This is a genomic window from Mesorhizobium sp. BHscii (genome assembly GCF_053848065.1).
In genome coordinates this window covers 24,489-36,384 of the sequence record NZ_JBSPKW010000024.1, presented here as the reverse complement: position 1 = coordinate 36,384, position 11,896 = coordinate 24,489, and the positions used below count along the sequence as shown (strand labels likewise).

The 11,896-nt window shown below is 59.4% G+C and carries 18 protein-coding genes; 7 read left to right on the top strand and 11 right to left on the bottom strand.

Going from position 1 to position 11,896, the window contains the following annotated elements; genetic code table 11:
• Positions 1–4: 4 nt before the first annotated feature.
• Together ACWTU7_RS26300 and ACWTU7_RS26295 are read right to left on the bottom strand one after the other, a co-directional pair.
• Positions 5–442, bottom strand: a complete 438-nt coding sequence (locus tag ACWTU7_RS26300; RefSeq protein WP_455841119.1) for a DUF2190 family protein — start codon at positions 440–442, stop codon at positions 5–7.
• On the bottom strand, positions 442–1,587 hold the full coding sequence (locus ACWTU7_RS26295; protein WP_455841118.1) for a DUF2213 domain-containing protein: 1,146 nt from the start codon (positions 1,585–1,587) through the stop codon (positions 442–444). The genes ACWTU7_RS26300 and ACWTU7_RS26295 overlap by 1 nt, the downstream gene beginning before the upstream one ends.
• Positions 1,588–1,629: 42 nt before the next feature.
• Here ACWTU7_RS26295 and ACWTU7_RS26290 point away from each other — a divergent pair, with 42 nt between their 5' ends.
• On the top strand, positions 1,630–1,812 hold the full coding sequence (locus tag ACWTU7_RS26290; RefSeq protein WP_455841117.1) for a hypothetical protein: 183 nt from the start codon (positions 1,630–1,632) through the stop codon (positions 1,810–1,812).
• A 110-nt stretch (positions 1,813–1,922) separates the two neighbouring features.
• Complete coding sequence (locus ACWTU7_RS26285; RefSeq protein ID WP_455841116.1) at positions 1,923–2,510, top strand: hypothetical protein; 588 nt, start codon at positions 1,923–1,925, stop codon at positions 2,508–2,510.
• Here ACWTU7_RS26285 and ACWTU7_RS26280 read toward each other — a convergent pair.
• Positions 2,507–3,886: a DUF1073 domain-containing protein gene (locus ACWTU7_RS26280; RefSeq protein WP_455841115.1), complete on the bottom strand. Its 1,380-nt coding sequence runs from the start codon at positions 3,884–3,886 to the stop codon at positions 2,507–2,509. The two genes, ACWTU7_RS26285 and ACWTU7_RS26280, sit on opposite strands and share 4 nt — an antisense overlap.
• A gap of 74 nt (positions 3,887–3,960) precedes the next feature.
• On the opposite strand from ACWTU7_RS26280, the gene ACWTU7_RS26275 reads away from it, so the two are divergent.
• Entirely contained in the window at positions 3,961–4,260 is a 300-nt protein-coding gene (locus ACWTU7_RS26275) for a PRC-barrel domain-containing protein (protein WP_455841114.1), read from the top strand.
• Here ACWTU7_RS26275 and terL read toward each other — a convergent pair.
• Together terL and ACWTU7_RS26265 are read right to left on the bottom strand one after the other, a co-directional pair.
• The gene (terL, locus tag ACWTU7_RS26270) at positions 4,257–5,726 is read right to left on the bottom strand and encodes a phage terminase large subunit (RefSeq protein WP_455841113.1); all 1,470 of its coding nucleotides are present in this window, start codon (positions 5,724–5,726) and stop codon (positions 4,257–4,259) included. The two genes, ACWTU7_RS26275 and terL, sit on opposite strands and share 4 nt — an antisense overlap.
• Positions 5,683–6,150: a hypothetical protein gene (locus ACWTU7_RS26265; RefSeq protein ID WP_455841112.1), complete on the bottom strand. Its 468-nt coding sequence runs from the start codon at positions 6,148–6,150 to the stop codon at positions 5,683–5,685. Before ACWTU7_RS26265 ends, terL begins: the two co-directional genes overlap by 44 nt.
• Before the next feature lie 197 nt (positions 6,151–6,347).
• Here ACWTU7_RS26265 and ACWTU7_RS26260 point away from each other — a divergent pair, with 197 nt between their 5' ends.
• The 3 genes from ACWTU7_RS26260 (at position 6,348) to ACWTU7_RS26250 (ending at position 7,792) form a co-directional block, all read left to right on the top strand.
• Entirely contained in the window at positions 6,348–6,773 is a 426-nt protein-coding gene (locus tag ACWTU7_RS26260) for a DUF4145 domain-containing protein (RefSeq protein WP_455841111.1), read from the top strand.
• 192 nt (positions 6,774–6,965) lie between these two features.
• Positions 6,966–7,394 carry a hypothetical protein gene (locus tag ACWTU7_RS26255; RefSeq protein WP_455841110.1) on the top strand — a complete coding sequence of 143 codons (429 nt, stop codon included), beginning with the start codon at positions 6,966–6,968 and terminating at the stop codon, positions 7,392–7,394.
• A 116-nt stretch (positions 7,395–7,510) separates the two neighbouring features.
• Positions 7,511–7,792 carry a hypothetical protein gene (locus ACWTU7_RS26250; protein WP_455841109.1) on the top strand — a complete coding sequence of 94 codons (282 nt, stop codon included), beginning with the start codon at positions 7,511–7,513 and terminating at the stop codon, positions 7,790–7,792.
• Between the two features lie 51 nt (positions 7,793–7,843).
• Here the strand turns inward: ACWTU7_RS26250 and ACWTU7_RS26245 are convergent, their stop codons facing one another.
• Positions 7,844–8,134, bottom strand: a complete 291-nt coding sequence (locus ACWTU7_RS26245) for a hypothetical protein (RefSeq protein WP_455841108.1) — start codon at positions 8,132–8,134, stop codon at positions 7,844–7,846.
• A 206-nt stretch (positions 8,135–8,340) separates the two neighbouring features.
• Here ACWTU7_RS26245 and ACWTU7_RS26240 point away from each other — a divergent pair, with 206 nt between their 5' ends.
• Complete coding sequence (locus ACWTU7_RS26240) at positions 8,341–8,673, top strand: hypothetical protein (RefSeq protein ID WP_455841107.1); 333 nt, start codon at positions 8,341–8,343, stop codon at positions 8,671–8,673.
• A 31-nt stretch (positions 8,674–8,704) separates the two neighbouring features.
• Here the strand turns inward: ACWTU7_RS26240 and ACWTU7_RS26235 are convergent, their stop codons facing one another.
• Genes ACWTU7_RS26235 through ACWTU7_RS26215 form a run of 5 tightly spaced genes read right to left on the bottom strand, consistent with a single transcriptional unit; the run spans position 8,705 to position 11,889 of the window.
• Positions 8,705–9,382 (bottom strand): hypothetical protein, encoded by a 678-nt coding sequence (locus ACWTU7_RS26235; protein WP_455841106.1) that lies wholly within the window; start codon positions 9,380–9,382, stop codon positions 8,705–8,707.
• Positions 9,369–9,608 (bottom strand): hypothetical protein, encoded by a 240-nt coding sequence (locus ACWTU7_RS26230; protein ID WP_455841105.1) that lies wholly within the window; start codon positions 9,606–9,608, stop codon positions 9,369–9,371. The genes ACWTU7_RS26235 and ACWTU7_RS26230 overlap by 14 nt, the downstream gene beginning before the upstream one ends.
• On the bottom strand, positions 9,605–10,054 hold the full coding sequence (locus ACWTU7_RS26225) for a hypothetical protein (protein ID WP_455841104.1): 450 nt from the start codon (positions 10,052–10,054) through the stop codon (positions 9,605–9,607). Before ACWTU7_RS26225 ends, ACWTU7_RS26230 begins: the two co-directional genes overlap by 4 nt.
• Positions 10,051–10,401, bottom strand: a complete 351-nt coding sequence (locus ACWTU7_RS26220; protein ID WP_455841103.1) for a hypothetical protein — start codon at positions 10,399–10,401, stop codon at positions 10,051–10,053. Before ACWTU7_RS26220 ends, ACWTU7_RS26225 begins: the two co-directional genes overlap by 4 nt.
• A 36-nt stretch (positions 10,402–10,437) precedes the next feature.
• Positions 10,438–11,889 (bottom strand): DnaB-like helicase C-terminal domain-containing protein, encoded by a 1,452-nt coding sequence (locus ACWTU7_RS26215; RefSeq protein WP_455841102.1) that lies wholly within the window; start codon positions 11,887–11,889, stop codon positions 10,438–10,440.
• Between the last annotated feature and the right edge of the window lie 7 nt (positions 11,890–11,896).

The following is an 11,896-nucleotide window of genomic DNA, read 5'->3' as shown; positions in this document are numbered from 1 at the left end:
CCTGTTAGCCGAGGCGCAGAGCAGCGAGGCCGGCACCGGAAGTGCTGGTATCCCACTGGGCGTTGGCGATGAGGGTGTTGGCCGTCGCAGTCTTGGACAGAACGCCGGTGGCGGGGGTGTAGTAGACCGGATCGCCGACGGCGACCGCCTCCGAGGCTTGGACGACGATGACGCCTTTCTTCATGATCGCCGCGGTGGCGTACTGCTCATACTTGCCGGTTGGCTGGGTTTCGTCGAGCACGGCGATACCGCAGAACTTTGCCGTCGCTTCGGAGTCGACGACCTGGTTGTCGGCCGTACCCTGAACGGCGACCTTGCCAAAGCCGACGCCCTCGACGTCTTCGCAAAGACGCGAGACGACGACGGACGGCTCCATGTTGAGGACCATGCCCTCGATCCAGCGTGCGTGCTGGGCATTGTAAGTGGTCTGGACCGCAGGCATTAGGCTGCTCCCTTCTGGTTCTGCCAGGCCGACGACAGATGGTCGGTCATGGCCTTGTGAGCGGTTGAGGCCGGAGCGGTGTCAACGGTCTTGATGCCGCCGGCGACAACGGTGCGGAACTGATCAGCGCCACCGGCGTCCTTCAGTGCGTCCTCGACGAGGATGTCGAAGCGGGCGTCGATGTAGGCGTCGGCCTTGTCGGCAATGGCCGCATCACCCAGCCTGGCGGCAACGGCGGCTTTGCGGATGGCAGCATCGCTGAGACCGTCGGTCTTGACGTCCTTGGCGATCGCCTTGGCCTTGCCGATGAGATCGGCGCGGGCCTGTACGAGCTTGTCGAGCGCGGCGGCGTCGAGGACCTTGGCCTTGGCGTCGTCACGTTCGGCATGGGCCTTCGCGAGGTCGGCATCCTTGGCCGCGATGGCGGTCTGATGCTTGGTCTCGAGGTCGGCGAGCTTCGCCGCCGAAGACTGCAGGTCCTTCAGCAGCTTTTCGATTGCCTGTGCGCCCTGATCGGTCGTTTCGACCGACAGGCCGTCCACAAGCACGGTACGGAGTTTATCGGTCATTGACCGGGTTCCTTTCTCTTCGTCGTTGATCGGGGCGATGCCCCAGCCTCCCGCATCACCGATGCGAGCCTTGGAACCAGCTCGGGCCCGATCGACGAGCGCGAGATGGTTGATCTTGATGTCTTGTTGCTGGGCGTCGAAGGCCTGGCCATCAGGGGCAGTGCCAGGCGTCCAGTCCAGAGTGCAGGAATACCCGGCGCTGAGCTCGCGCTTGCCGTCCTCAACGGACTTGATAGCGGCGGCATCCTTCAGGATCAGCGGCAGCATGATCCACTCGCCGTCCTTCTTGGCGGCTGTGCTGACCTCGCCTACCGCCAAATCCTTCCATGTCTCCGCAGTCACCATTTCCTTGGGGTGATTGATGGTCACCGGCGCATGGCTGAATGACTGCAGCGATCCGTCGGCGAACACCTGATCTGGGCCTCGATAGACCCGCACCGTTTTGAGCTCGGGCTTGCCGACCTCATCACCGGCATAAATCTGGGTGCCTGTACGCACACAGCGCGCCTCGGCAACGAGATAGCCGTCCTCAGTCCGGCGCGTTCCCGCGACAGTTACAGCATCGGTGAATTGCATCGCTAGGATGTTCCTGTAGGTTGTCACAAGATGGAGGCGACAATGACCAACGTGCCTAAGAATGCCGACAAATCGTATGAGGACGGGTATCGAGACGGCTGGGCTTCAGTGCCAGGAGCCGCGGAGATGCTGGATATTCCGCAGTATCGCCGAGCGAGAGGGCAGTCCGAATACCAGTGGGGCTTTGCGATGGGCGCGGATGACGCCATCAAGCCCCGTCGCTAATCCGCTCAGGTCCTCGAACACTCCCCCCCAGCACGATTGCCGCGACGTTGTGAATTGCGTCAGCTAGCATCCTTCCAAGAGTACTGAGAGAACTATGGAGGCCGAGGGCGATGGCGACGAACGAACAATCAGTGCTGACGTACATCAAGCTGATGGAGGAAATTAAAGTGCGCTTCGCATGGTTGGATTTCCTGAGGTCTGGCCAACTCCAAACGCCTGCGAACTTGAGAGAAGAGAGCTGCTACCTACAAATTAGGATGGTTTGCGAACTTATAGCTCTAGGGTGTGCTGTGATGCACGACAACGTCCCTAACATTTCGAGGGTACGGAAGGATTATCAGGCAGACAAAGTCGTAAATGAAATGGCAAAAGCCTACCCTGACTTCTTCCCGGAGCCCTTGGCCGCTCAAGACGTGCCACATGGCACAATTACGAAATTCAACGGAGATGCGTTGACGAGAGACGGTCTTGTCGCGCTCTACAGGAGGTGCGGAGAAATCCTGCACAAAGGCTCCGTCAAGAACTTGGGTAAAAACGTGGCGCCCAAACTTGACGACATCCATTCGGCATCACAGTTGATGCGAAACCTGATCAGTAGGCATCTAATACGACACTATGATCAGGACGCATTCTGGATCGTAGGCATGAACCATGGAGGCACTGGCAAAGTCGGATATATGTATTTCGAGAAGGCCTAACGACCTATAGTCAATGTTTGGTCGGTTCCGCGCCCGCCCGCCGCGGCCAGTTCCTCGTCATCCGGCTCCTGCTCGCTCAGCTTGCCATACTCGTCGATCGCCGCTTCCAGCCCGGGGAGTGAGCCATCTTCGACAAGGGCGTTGACCAAGGCGTCGGACAGCGCATCGATCGGGATAAGGGGCTGTTGACCACTCCCGCCGGCAATGGCGCGCGCCGCATCGGCCTTGGTCTTGAAGACGTCGGCCTTTTCCTTGTCGGACATGCCCCAGAGCGGCGCCCATTCGTAATAGATCGATGCATCCCGCGCGCCGGTGGCGCTGCGGATGATGCACTCGTCCAGCCTCGCCATGGCCGGTGTCATCTCAATCGCCTGCATAGCCTGGAGCCGGTCGTAATAGTTCCTGAGGTCCGATTCACCGGTGGCGTTCATTCCTGCCGGGGCTTGGCCTAGAAGACGGGTGGCCGGGATATCGGCCGCGCCGGAGACGATCTGCAGAAACCGATCGAGCACATCAGGCAAGGTCGCGAATGAAGTCGACTTGCTCTCGTACTCCTCCTCCTTGTCGAGCATCAGTGTGCCGTTGATGCCCTTCGAAGTGTTGGCCAGCGTGTAGCGCTCGAGGATCTTGCGCTTATAATCCTCGTTGGCCAGGCTCGCCATGAAGTTCGGGATGCGGATGATGTCGACCTTCGCCTCGAACACGAGGGAGGCGATGTTGGCCGAGGTGTTATCCGCCTGCTTGATCGCCTCCATCACCGCCAAGAGGACGCTATCGCCCCAAGCGAGATCGGAGGAGGCCACCAGGTCAATGTCGGGCTGAGCATTGCCAGCGAAGATGGCCAGGCGGGACGGGTGGATATCGATCTGCACCCTGTCGCCTGCCGTCAGCTTGTAGTCCTTCGGCTTACCGTACCATTCGGATGCCGGGTCTCGCTCAAACTCACCAGCGGAGAGCTGCCGGCGAGAAAGCACGGTAAGGTGCTTGATGCCGCCTTTCTTGACCCGCTCGGGATCGAGTGGCTGGGCTAAATCAGCATCGCCTACCCCTATATGAATCGCAGCGCCGCCGAACAGACGCGCCTTGACCCTTGCCTCCAAAACTTTTCCGCGAACATTGAGTCGGTTCTCTTCCGACTCAATCAGTTCGATGTCACCCCCTTCCGCCTGCCAGTCGCGCCATGCCCGGACGGAATCGAACGCCGGGATGTCGACGATCTTCCGCGGCAGCCAAGCGCCCCGATAGGCGTTAAGCAGCTGATTGTCGTCAAGGATAGGCAGGCCGTAGTAGCTGGCCGATGCCTTATCCCGCTCGGTCCCCATGCGGGAGACCAAATTGGTCAGACTGTCGCGAAACAGCGAGATCACATTTGCCATCTACCTGGCTTCCTTCGGAACAGATGGCCCTTGCGGCGGATTAGGGCCGATCGAACCCACAAGGAGCCAAAGCAATGGACCACACCAATCATGTCCGCCTAACTGAGGCGGAACTCACACCCGATATTCTCGAGGATGCCACGATCTACGGCCCCGATGATGAGAACATCGGGCGGGTCTCCGGTGTAGATGGCACGGGGAGTACCGCCACAGTCATCATCTATGTCGGCGGCTTTCTCGGTATTGGCGCCAAGCAAGTAGCGGTTCCGGCCAGCCAGTTGGACTTCATGCGTGACGAAGACGGTGATGTTCACGCCGTCACCACATGGACGGAGGACCAGCTCAAGGACATGCCGGAGTATACCGATACCTAAACGTTATCGAGCGTGAAGGTCGATCCCAGCGCCAACTCATTCAGAGCATCGGCGAAGGCATCGACCTGATCGTCGAATTGCGCATTGGGGAACGAGCAGACCTCATCTAGGAAGGTCTCATTCCACGCGGCGCGAAGCAGCTTTACGTTGCCCGCCTCGGCCTGGGCAGATGCTGGCTTGGCGCGGACCGCCTTCTCACCAGTCGGCCGAACTACCGTCACGTTATAGCCAGCCAACAGCTTCATCTTGGTCTGGGCATCAGCTTTACCAGCGGCGCCCGGATCTTCCGGCATGCGGATCCGGACTTCCAAGCCGTCCTGGCTGGCGGTGTTCTTCAGGTTCTTCTCGACATCACCAGGCGACCAGCGATCGCGCCTGACGTCTTCGACATAGAAGGTGCCGGCATGCCACGCCATCTTGAGACCGACGGTCCAATCCGGCTGCTTCCCCGCCTTTTGCTGTGTGGCCGCGAAATCCCACGCCCTGCACCTAATGGCGCCGGCCGGTACCGCATCGACGATCTGGAAATCGCCCCGCTGGAACATGCCGCCGGAACGAGGCGCCGGCCGCTGTTGGAACTGGCCTGCGACCGCATAGGAGCCCATTGGCACCTTGTCGCGCTCGACGACAGAGCGAGGAAAGCGCTCCGGAAAGAGCAATTCCCCTTCTTCGGTACGAGGATCCTCAAACCCGATCGACGTCCGGCAGGCCCGGTCGACCTCAAACTCCATGGGCATCATCAGATGCTCGTAGCCGAGGCCAAGCTTGATGATCTGCCCGGAAACATCCTCCTCGTGCAGGCGCTGCATGATCACGATGATCGCGGATCGGATCGGATCGTTGAGCCGGGTCGGCACGCTCTCGCGAAAGATGCGCGTTGTGTTCAGCCGCTCCGCTTCCGATTCCGCCGTTTCCGTCGAGTGCGGGTCGTCGATGATTACCCTATCGCCGCGGCCGCCGGTCAGGCTGGCGAACGGGACACCTTCACGAAACCCGGTCTTGGTATTGGCGAACGACGCCTCGCCCGCCCTGACCAACTCCACCTCAGGCCAAAGCGCCCGATACCAATCCGACTGCACCAGGTCGCGCATGCGGCGACTGTCGCGCTTGACGTACTTCTCCGCGTAGCTGGTCGTCAGGTACCGGAGCGATGGGCGCCCGATCGGTCCCCATTCCCATGCCGGCCAGAGAACCGACGTCAGCAGCGACTTCATCGTGCCCGGAGGCACATTGATCAGCAGGCGATTGATCCTGCCGTCTGTTACCGCCTCGAGGTGCGCACAGATCGCGTCCAGGTGCCAGCCGTGGACAAAGGTCGAGTTCGGCTCGACGACATGCCAGGCTTCACGAACGAAGCCGGCGAGCGTCTGGCACCTTGCCCTGATCCGCTCCGCATCGTGAGAAACCCGCTGCCGTTCAGCCTCAGCCTCTCGCCTCGCCTTCTCCGCCCTGATCAGGCGCATCATCGTCGCCGGGTCCGGCAAGCGGACCGAAGATGTCTTCGAGACGTGCGAGGTCATCACCGCTCAGCTTTGTCAGGTCGACGGTCTGGATCGGGCCGCCGTTGCGGCCGGTATGCTGCATTGTGGCCAGCTTCGGATGGACATAAGGGGCAGCCGCCTTCGCCATATCGTCGCGCCGCGAGGCATCAGCCTTCGGATTGCGCATGACCTTCAGCATATAGTCGAGCGGGGTATCGCCCGTCGCCGCAACCTTCGCTTGGCGCGCCGCTGATGCTTTATTCGGTGCACCACGCTTGCGCCCGGCGCCTGGTCTATTGCCACCACGTGCCATGTTTGATTGTTTGATTCGGGTTTGATTGTTTTTCAGACAGGAGGCGGCCAGTGGATCTTGCTTTGAAGGAAAACGTTGCGGTCCAGAGGAGCGCAATCGTATCCCTTCGGTGCCCCCATTGCCATCACGCCGGGTCGTTTCACGGTTTTTCCGAGTGCCACGATGTTGCTTGGCTCATCAGGTGGGAGGAGCCTGGCGGCCGGCATGTCGGCAAGACTGCCGTTGCCGGAATGAGACAATGCCCCAATCCCGAGTGCCTTTCACTGGTGTTTGTGGCGACATCCCGTGATGAAATGATCTCCTACCCGCCGGAGGTGATCGATTTTGATGCCACCAACCTGCCATCCGATATCTTGGCCTCGCTCGAAGAGGCGATCAAATGCCATGCTGCCGGATGCTATCGCGCTGCCGCCCTTATGGTACGACGGACGCTTGAGGAACTCTGCGAGGACAAGGCGGCCAAAGGCAAAGATTTAAAAGCAAGGCTGGCGGCCTTGAACAGCGTAGCTGTCATTCCGACAGAGCTGCTAAGCGCCGCCGACGAACTCCGCATTCTCGGTAATGACGCCGCGCACATCGAGGCCAAGGACTATGATAAAATCGGCAAAGAAGAGTCCGAGCTTGCGATCGAACTAGCGAAAGAACTCCTGAAGGCGGTCTATCAATATACGTCTTTGCTCGCCCGGTTGACGGCTTTGAAGAAGAAGGCGAACCCGTAGCTCAGTCGGCACTTCGGAGCCTGCCCACTTTCTCTTGCCACCGCGACCCACGTCTGATTACCTTTGATTGTTTTCAAACGTTGGGTGGGGCAATGAAATATTCCATAACGTTCCCACCTCCGGCTTGGCTCGGGCTTCGGTCGCTCAACGTCTCGTCCACAGTGTGATTCCGTGGAATGGGAGCACAAGACCATGGCCAAAAAGTTTAACCACACTCAAAGCTTTGCTCACTTCGGAACGAAGCCTGTTAACGTCAACTGGAGTTGGTCGGCGAGGAATGAGGATGCCAAAACGGTGGTAGTAACTCTTTGGCAGGACGAATTCTCTCGTAAAGGGAACAGGCGCGTCTACGAACGTGGCCCTATTTGGGCAAATAGCAGGAATAGTCCCGGGCACAACGAAATGATGAGAAACCTTCGCTGGGCACTCGACCATTGCGACGGCTGGGTGAAGGTCATCATCGCGAGAGCAAAAGACAAAAACGCAAAGCCTCGATCAATTGATGAGTGCTTCCCAAGCAACATGCTCGTTAAGGTTCTTAGCGTGGACGAAGCTTCAGGCGCATTCGAACTCGAGGATGTTGGCTTCAAGAGCCAAAGCTCAGCACCCGGGCAGCAGTGACGCTCTCACGGTGGCATGATGCATGATGCAGCACCGCCGCGATCAGCATGACGATCTTGCCCATGGTAGCTTTCAGTGGTTTGGTTCAAAGCCAACTTAGGCGGAGGATACCCAGCATGGCGCCTATGACCACGTACCGCCGTTTCAGCGGGGAAGAGACTAAGCCGTTCTATCTGGTGACGATCCATCTCGATGACGACGGCTCAACCCTGAAGGCTACCATAAACAAGAGAGGCCCCGTTCCCGAAGGGGACCATTACGAGTGGTCGCCAATCGGCGATCCTGCTGAAATGCTGGACCACGCTAGGCACACGGCGTCAAAAGAAGGCGTCGAGTGCTCTGTCGAATTGAAAGATGGTGTCGAGTGGAACCCCGAATGGGGAACGCTATCTGACTAAGCCGCCTTCAGCTGCCGCCTCCTGGCCTCAGCCTTGCACGAGGCTTCAGCCTCAGAACAAAATCCCGTTGAGATTCATCCCCCAGACCGCGGCGACGCAGTGAGCCATTCCGATCGGCAGCGCGAGTATTGGCTTGGAGCGAATTGACCAAAGGTAGACTACGAACTGGGCGCATGCTGCGAGCAACAAAATCAGCGTCCCGAAGCGTGCTAGCAACAGCAGCATCATCCATGGGACCACGACGAAGCCGGGAATGTTTGTCCCATGTCCGGCGCCCGCTGCGAAAACTGCGATGAGAAACCCCACCAAGCCCAAGCCAACACCGGCTGCGATCGTTTTCACAATGGCGCGATCTCCCCAAGCGAGACCCACTCATATCGGCAAAGCCAGAATGACGAAAGCATGTTCACAAAGGAGGAACTTTATGCCGCCTTCTGCTTCGCGGCCTGCTGGCGTCTGACGGGTTGCGGTACGAGCACCCGCTTCGGAACAAAGCGACCTGCTGCCAGTTCTTTTCCTGGGCACCTTCCGCAACCAGGAAAAGTATCATGAAGACACCAGCTTTGATCTTCGCAGCCCTGATCTCTATGTGCACCGGGACAGCAATGGCTGCCTGCCCTGACAAGTCGGCGTCGTCAAATGGCACCGAGCAGACCGCAGGCATTTCGGAAGATGGTACACATGCGCCGTTAGAGACACCAAAATCGGCAACACCCGACAACAAGGACTCCGCTCAAAAGGACGGAGCGACCATGCCGATGGCGACTGAAGAGGGCGGCGGCAACAAAAACTTAGCCACTTCACAACAGGACGTTGAAGCGCAGCAACAGGGCAAGCAAAACCGCTGCTGCGCAAGCCGACGACTGCAAGGACTAGGTTAAATTTCGGCGCGTGGTTTCGGCCACGCGCTTTCTACGCCGCCTTCCTCCGGGCCTCTCGTTGGCGCCTCAATTCATTTCGCTTGGCTGCCCAAGAGAAGTCGTCATGTTCCGATGAAAGGATCTTGGCGAAGGCGCCGTCGGCGATCCACGAATTGAGACAGTTCCGTTCGCCCGCATCTTCTGTGACCGTAGCCGAAACATCCCTGATTTCATGGGTGTGATGCAACAGCCTGATTTCGGCGCTTTCGCTATTCTGCGATGTCCTGCGGGCGAGAATTGCTGAAATTTGCTGCAAAGCGCGGTTTTTCCTGTCTCGTCCGGTGTTGGGGTGGATGCCCTCCACCTTGAAGCACCAGCTCCGGAATGACTTGCCGCCGACCTTCGAGCGAGCCCAGGCAAGGAGGGCGCGGCGCTCCTTTTCATTGCCCACGGCGACGAGCCACTCATGCAGCGCCTCGAGCTCGCTGAGCTCCTGTGCCGACGGCATGACGCCGATGCGGTCCCAGAACGACTTGCGCTCTTCGGCAAGCGGATCAGCCTTGGGATCGAGCTTGTCACCGACCTCCTTCCTCCAGCCGAGCTTATCGGAATAGGTGTGGACATAAGGCAGCTGCTGCGCCCGCAACGAGGCCGGCCCGACATGCTCATGGCTAGCGCGTTCGATCTCGGCCGCCCGGATGAACTTGTCCGCGATCTCACCGATGTTCATGGCGTCCCTTCTTTTCCTGGCTATTCTGCTCCTCACCACCGTCCGTACGGTTGATTGTCACCGTGCACGTGATCAGGGTGTTCCAGTCCGGGCCGTGTTCAATGACGTTATGAAGCTCGGAAATCTCTTCTAGAAAGTGCTCGATCGTAATGGGGCCGTTCTGGTGGCCGTAGACGAGAACCACTTTCCAGCGCTTGTCCCCATGAAGCGTTACGACGTTACTCATGCCGAATATCTCCTGCGGTCATCGAACAAATCCGGCTGGATTGCCCGCGGGCCAAATGCTTTGACCACCCGCTCGTATAGCATGCCGTCAAGTGCAAACCTTAGTGGTACGACGCCGCGAAGATCCTGGGCAATGAACTGCAGTTCGCCGACCGGGCAAGCATCCCACATCGTCAGCCAGTCGCCAGCGCGGCGCTCGACAATCTCGGGACACGCCCGGACCATGTCGGATGCCGCCCAGAACAGAACCTCGTCGAGCTGGCCTTTGTTGTTTTCGGTTTCGGCCAAGGTCGACAGCATCAGGCGCAAATGCCCTTCCCCGTGCCGGCGCAGGATGCGCGCCAAGGTCTCGACCGCGCGGGTCTCTCCCGGCTCTGGATAGCGATGCCGATCGACAATCTTGATGCCGAACTCATGGCAGAGTGCTTCGACGCGCGGATCGATCATGCGCGTGCCCTTCGCTTCTCGACCACGATCTGCCGGCCACGCACGATCAGCGCGCCGAATGCCTCTTGCTGATCTCTGGCGGCCTGCCCTGCCCGTTCGCGCTGCCATGCCTCGACGCCGAGGACGTCCTCGACCACTTCGGCCTGCTCGGCGCGGATCGTAGGATTGAGTATGCGCTTGACGCATTCCTTGGCGGCTTCAATGGCCTGGCTCGCGGAATCGCATTCAACCGGTGCGCCGTTCTTGCGGACATATTTCCATCCGCTGCCGGCGAAGAGACGAAACAGCGGGCGATAGCGGTTGCCGACCGGCATCTGGGAATATTCGGGAAGGAAGTCGGCCGTCATGCCCTTACCTCGTCCTGCTGGATGGCTGCTTGGTCATCAGAAACCCTCGAAGGCTGGCGGCAGATCCTCGACCAGCGACTTGAACAAAGTGAACTCGGCATCGAACCCGATCTGAGGCGATTGCCCAGGCTCGCCGCGCCGGCGCTTGTGGTTGATGATCGCGGCCTTCCCGCGCGACTCGTCCATCTTCTGGATCATCATCTGCTTTCTGGTCAGTTCTCCCTCCTTGACGCGCTCCGGCGGCATGGTCGGGATCAATTCACGGTAGAGCGGCTCCGGCCGATAGATGGAAAACCAGACGTCGAGCGCTTGCTTGATCGAGCCACCGCCATAGGCGTCGCCCATAACCGGCCGGAACGAGCCGTTAGCGCGGAAGCGCTGCTTCCAGTCATCGTTGCGCTGGATCAGAATGACGATCGCCACGTTGAGGGTCTTCGCGATGGCCTTAAGCCCGCGATAGAGCGCGTTGATCCGCTCGGCGAACATGTCCTTTGGGTTCGGCAGGGTGATCATTTTGGCATGGTCGATGATAATCAGATCCAGGCCATGGCTTTTCACCATGGCTTCGGCCTTGATGCGGATATCGGTGAGGGTGCATTCGCCAAAGCCGACGATGTAGAAGGGCAGATTAGCCGACGTGATCATCTCGCGCTCGAGATCACCGCTTTCCTTGCTGTTCAGGGTGTAGGCGTCGATCCGGCCAAGCGAGATGTGCGACTGCTGCGCGGCGGCTTGGAGCGCCGCTTCCTCGTCGGTAACCTCGATCGAGAAGAACGCGCTCTTGAAGCCCAGCGAGGCGGCAAAGCGGCATTGCTGCAGGCTGAAAGATGTTTTGCCGCCACCACTGTCTGACATCAGCCCGACGAGGTTGCCGCGGCGGATATCGCCGAGCGCTGACGTGATCTCCGGCAGGAACCATGGAATGCGCGAAGATGCGTCTCCGCTGGCCTGCGCAGCCTTGGTGACAGCGTTCGGCAGGATAACACCATACTGGACAGAAGCGGCGCGCTCGTTTCCTTCCCTGGCCACCCTGGTGAGCTCGTCGGCGGCGTGACCGATGATCTTTTCCGGCGTCATGTCGACCGGCATGTTGCGCGCCATGGTGTCGAGGTCTTGGGCTATGCCTACCAGCTGATGCCGCGCCCACATTTCCATAATGCCGCGGGCATAGTCATACGCGTTGATTGTTCCGATCGCGTCGCCGGCCAGCCTCACCACATACTCGAATAGCGTGATCTCCCCGACCATCAAGCCAGCTGGCAGGTACGACTTGACCGTGATCGGATTGACTGATCGCCCTTCAGCAATCATCGCTCCCATCGTTTCGAACAGGTCGCCGTGGATCTTTTCGGCGAAGTGCTGCGGCTTCAGGAATCCGGCAACCCGCCAATATGCGTCATTGCTGAGAAGGATGGCGCCGAGCAGCGCTTGTTCTGCCTCGATGGCATCTGGCAGCGGTTGCTTGAACTCGCGGGGAAGAGCATTCATCTTGTGC

Coding starts and splice junctions, on each gene's coding strand:
- ACWTU7_RS26300 (WP_455841119.1), bottom strand. CDS start 442: ATGCCTGCGGTCCAGACCACTTACAATGCCCAGCACGCACGCTGGATC.
- ACWTU7_RS26295 (WP_455841118.1), bottom strand. CDS start 1,587: ATGCAATTCACCGATGCTGTAACTGTCGCGGGAACGCGCCGGACTGAG.
- ACWTU7_RS26290 (WP_455841117.1), top strand. CDS start 1,630: ATGACCAACGTGCCTAAGAATGCCGACAAATCGTATGAGGACGGGTAT.
- ACWTU7_RS26285 (WP_455841116.1), top strand. CDS start 1,923: ATGGCGACGAACGAACAATCAGTGCTGACGTACATCAAGCTGATGGAG.
- ACWTU7_RS26280 (WP_455841115.1), bottom strand. CDS start 3,886: ATGGCAAATGTGATCTCGCTGTTTCGCGACAGTCTGACCAATTTGGTC.
- ACWTU7_RS26275 (WP_455841114.1), top strand. CDS start 3,961: ATGGACCACACCAATCATGTCCGCCTAACTGAGGCGGAACTCACACCC.
- terL (WP_455841113.1), bottom strand. CDS start 5,726: ATGATGCGCCTGATCAGGGCGGAGAAGGCGAGGCGAGAGGCTGAGGCT.
- ACWTU7_RS26260 (WP_455841111.1), top strand. CDS start 6,348: ATGATCTCCTACCCGCCGGAGGTGATCGATTTTGATGCCACCAACCTG.
- ACWTU7_RS26255 (WP_455841110.1), top strand. CDS start 6,966: ATGGCCAAAAAGTTTAACCACACTCAAAGCTTTGCTCACTTCGGAACG.
- ACWTU7_RS26250 (WP_455841109.1), top strand. CDS start 7,511: ATGGCGCCTATGACCACGTACCGCCGTTTCAGCGGGGAAGAGACTAAG.
- ACWTU7_RS26240 (WP_455841107.1), top strand. CDS start 8,341: ATGAAGACACCAGCTTTGATCTTCGCAGCCCTGATCTCTATGTGCACC.
- ACWTU7_RS26235 (WP_455841106.1), bottom strand. CDS start 9,382: ATGAACATCGGTGAGATCGCGGACAAGTTCATCCGGGCGGCCGAGATC.
- ACWTU7_RS26230 (WP_455841105.1), bottom strand. CDS start 9,608: ATGAGTAACGTCGTAACGCTTCATGGGGACAAGCGCTGGAAAGTGGTT.
- ACWTU7_RS26225 (WP_455841104.1), bottom strand. CDS start 10,054: ATGATCGATCCGCGCGTCGAAGCACTCTGCCATGAGTTCGGCATCAAG.
- ACWTU7_RS26220 (WP_455841103.1), bottom strand. CDS start 10,401: ATGACGGCCGACTTCCTTCCCGAATATTCCCAGATGCCGGTCGGCAAC.
- ACWTU7_RS26215 (WP_455841102.1), bottom strand. CDS start 11,889: ATGAATGCTCTTCCCCGCGAGTTCAAGCAACCGCTGCCAGATGCCATC.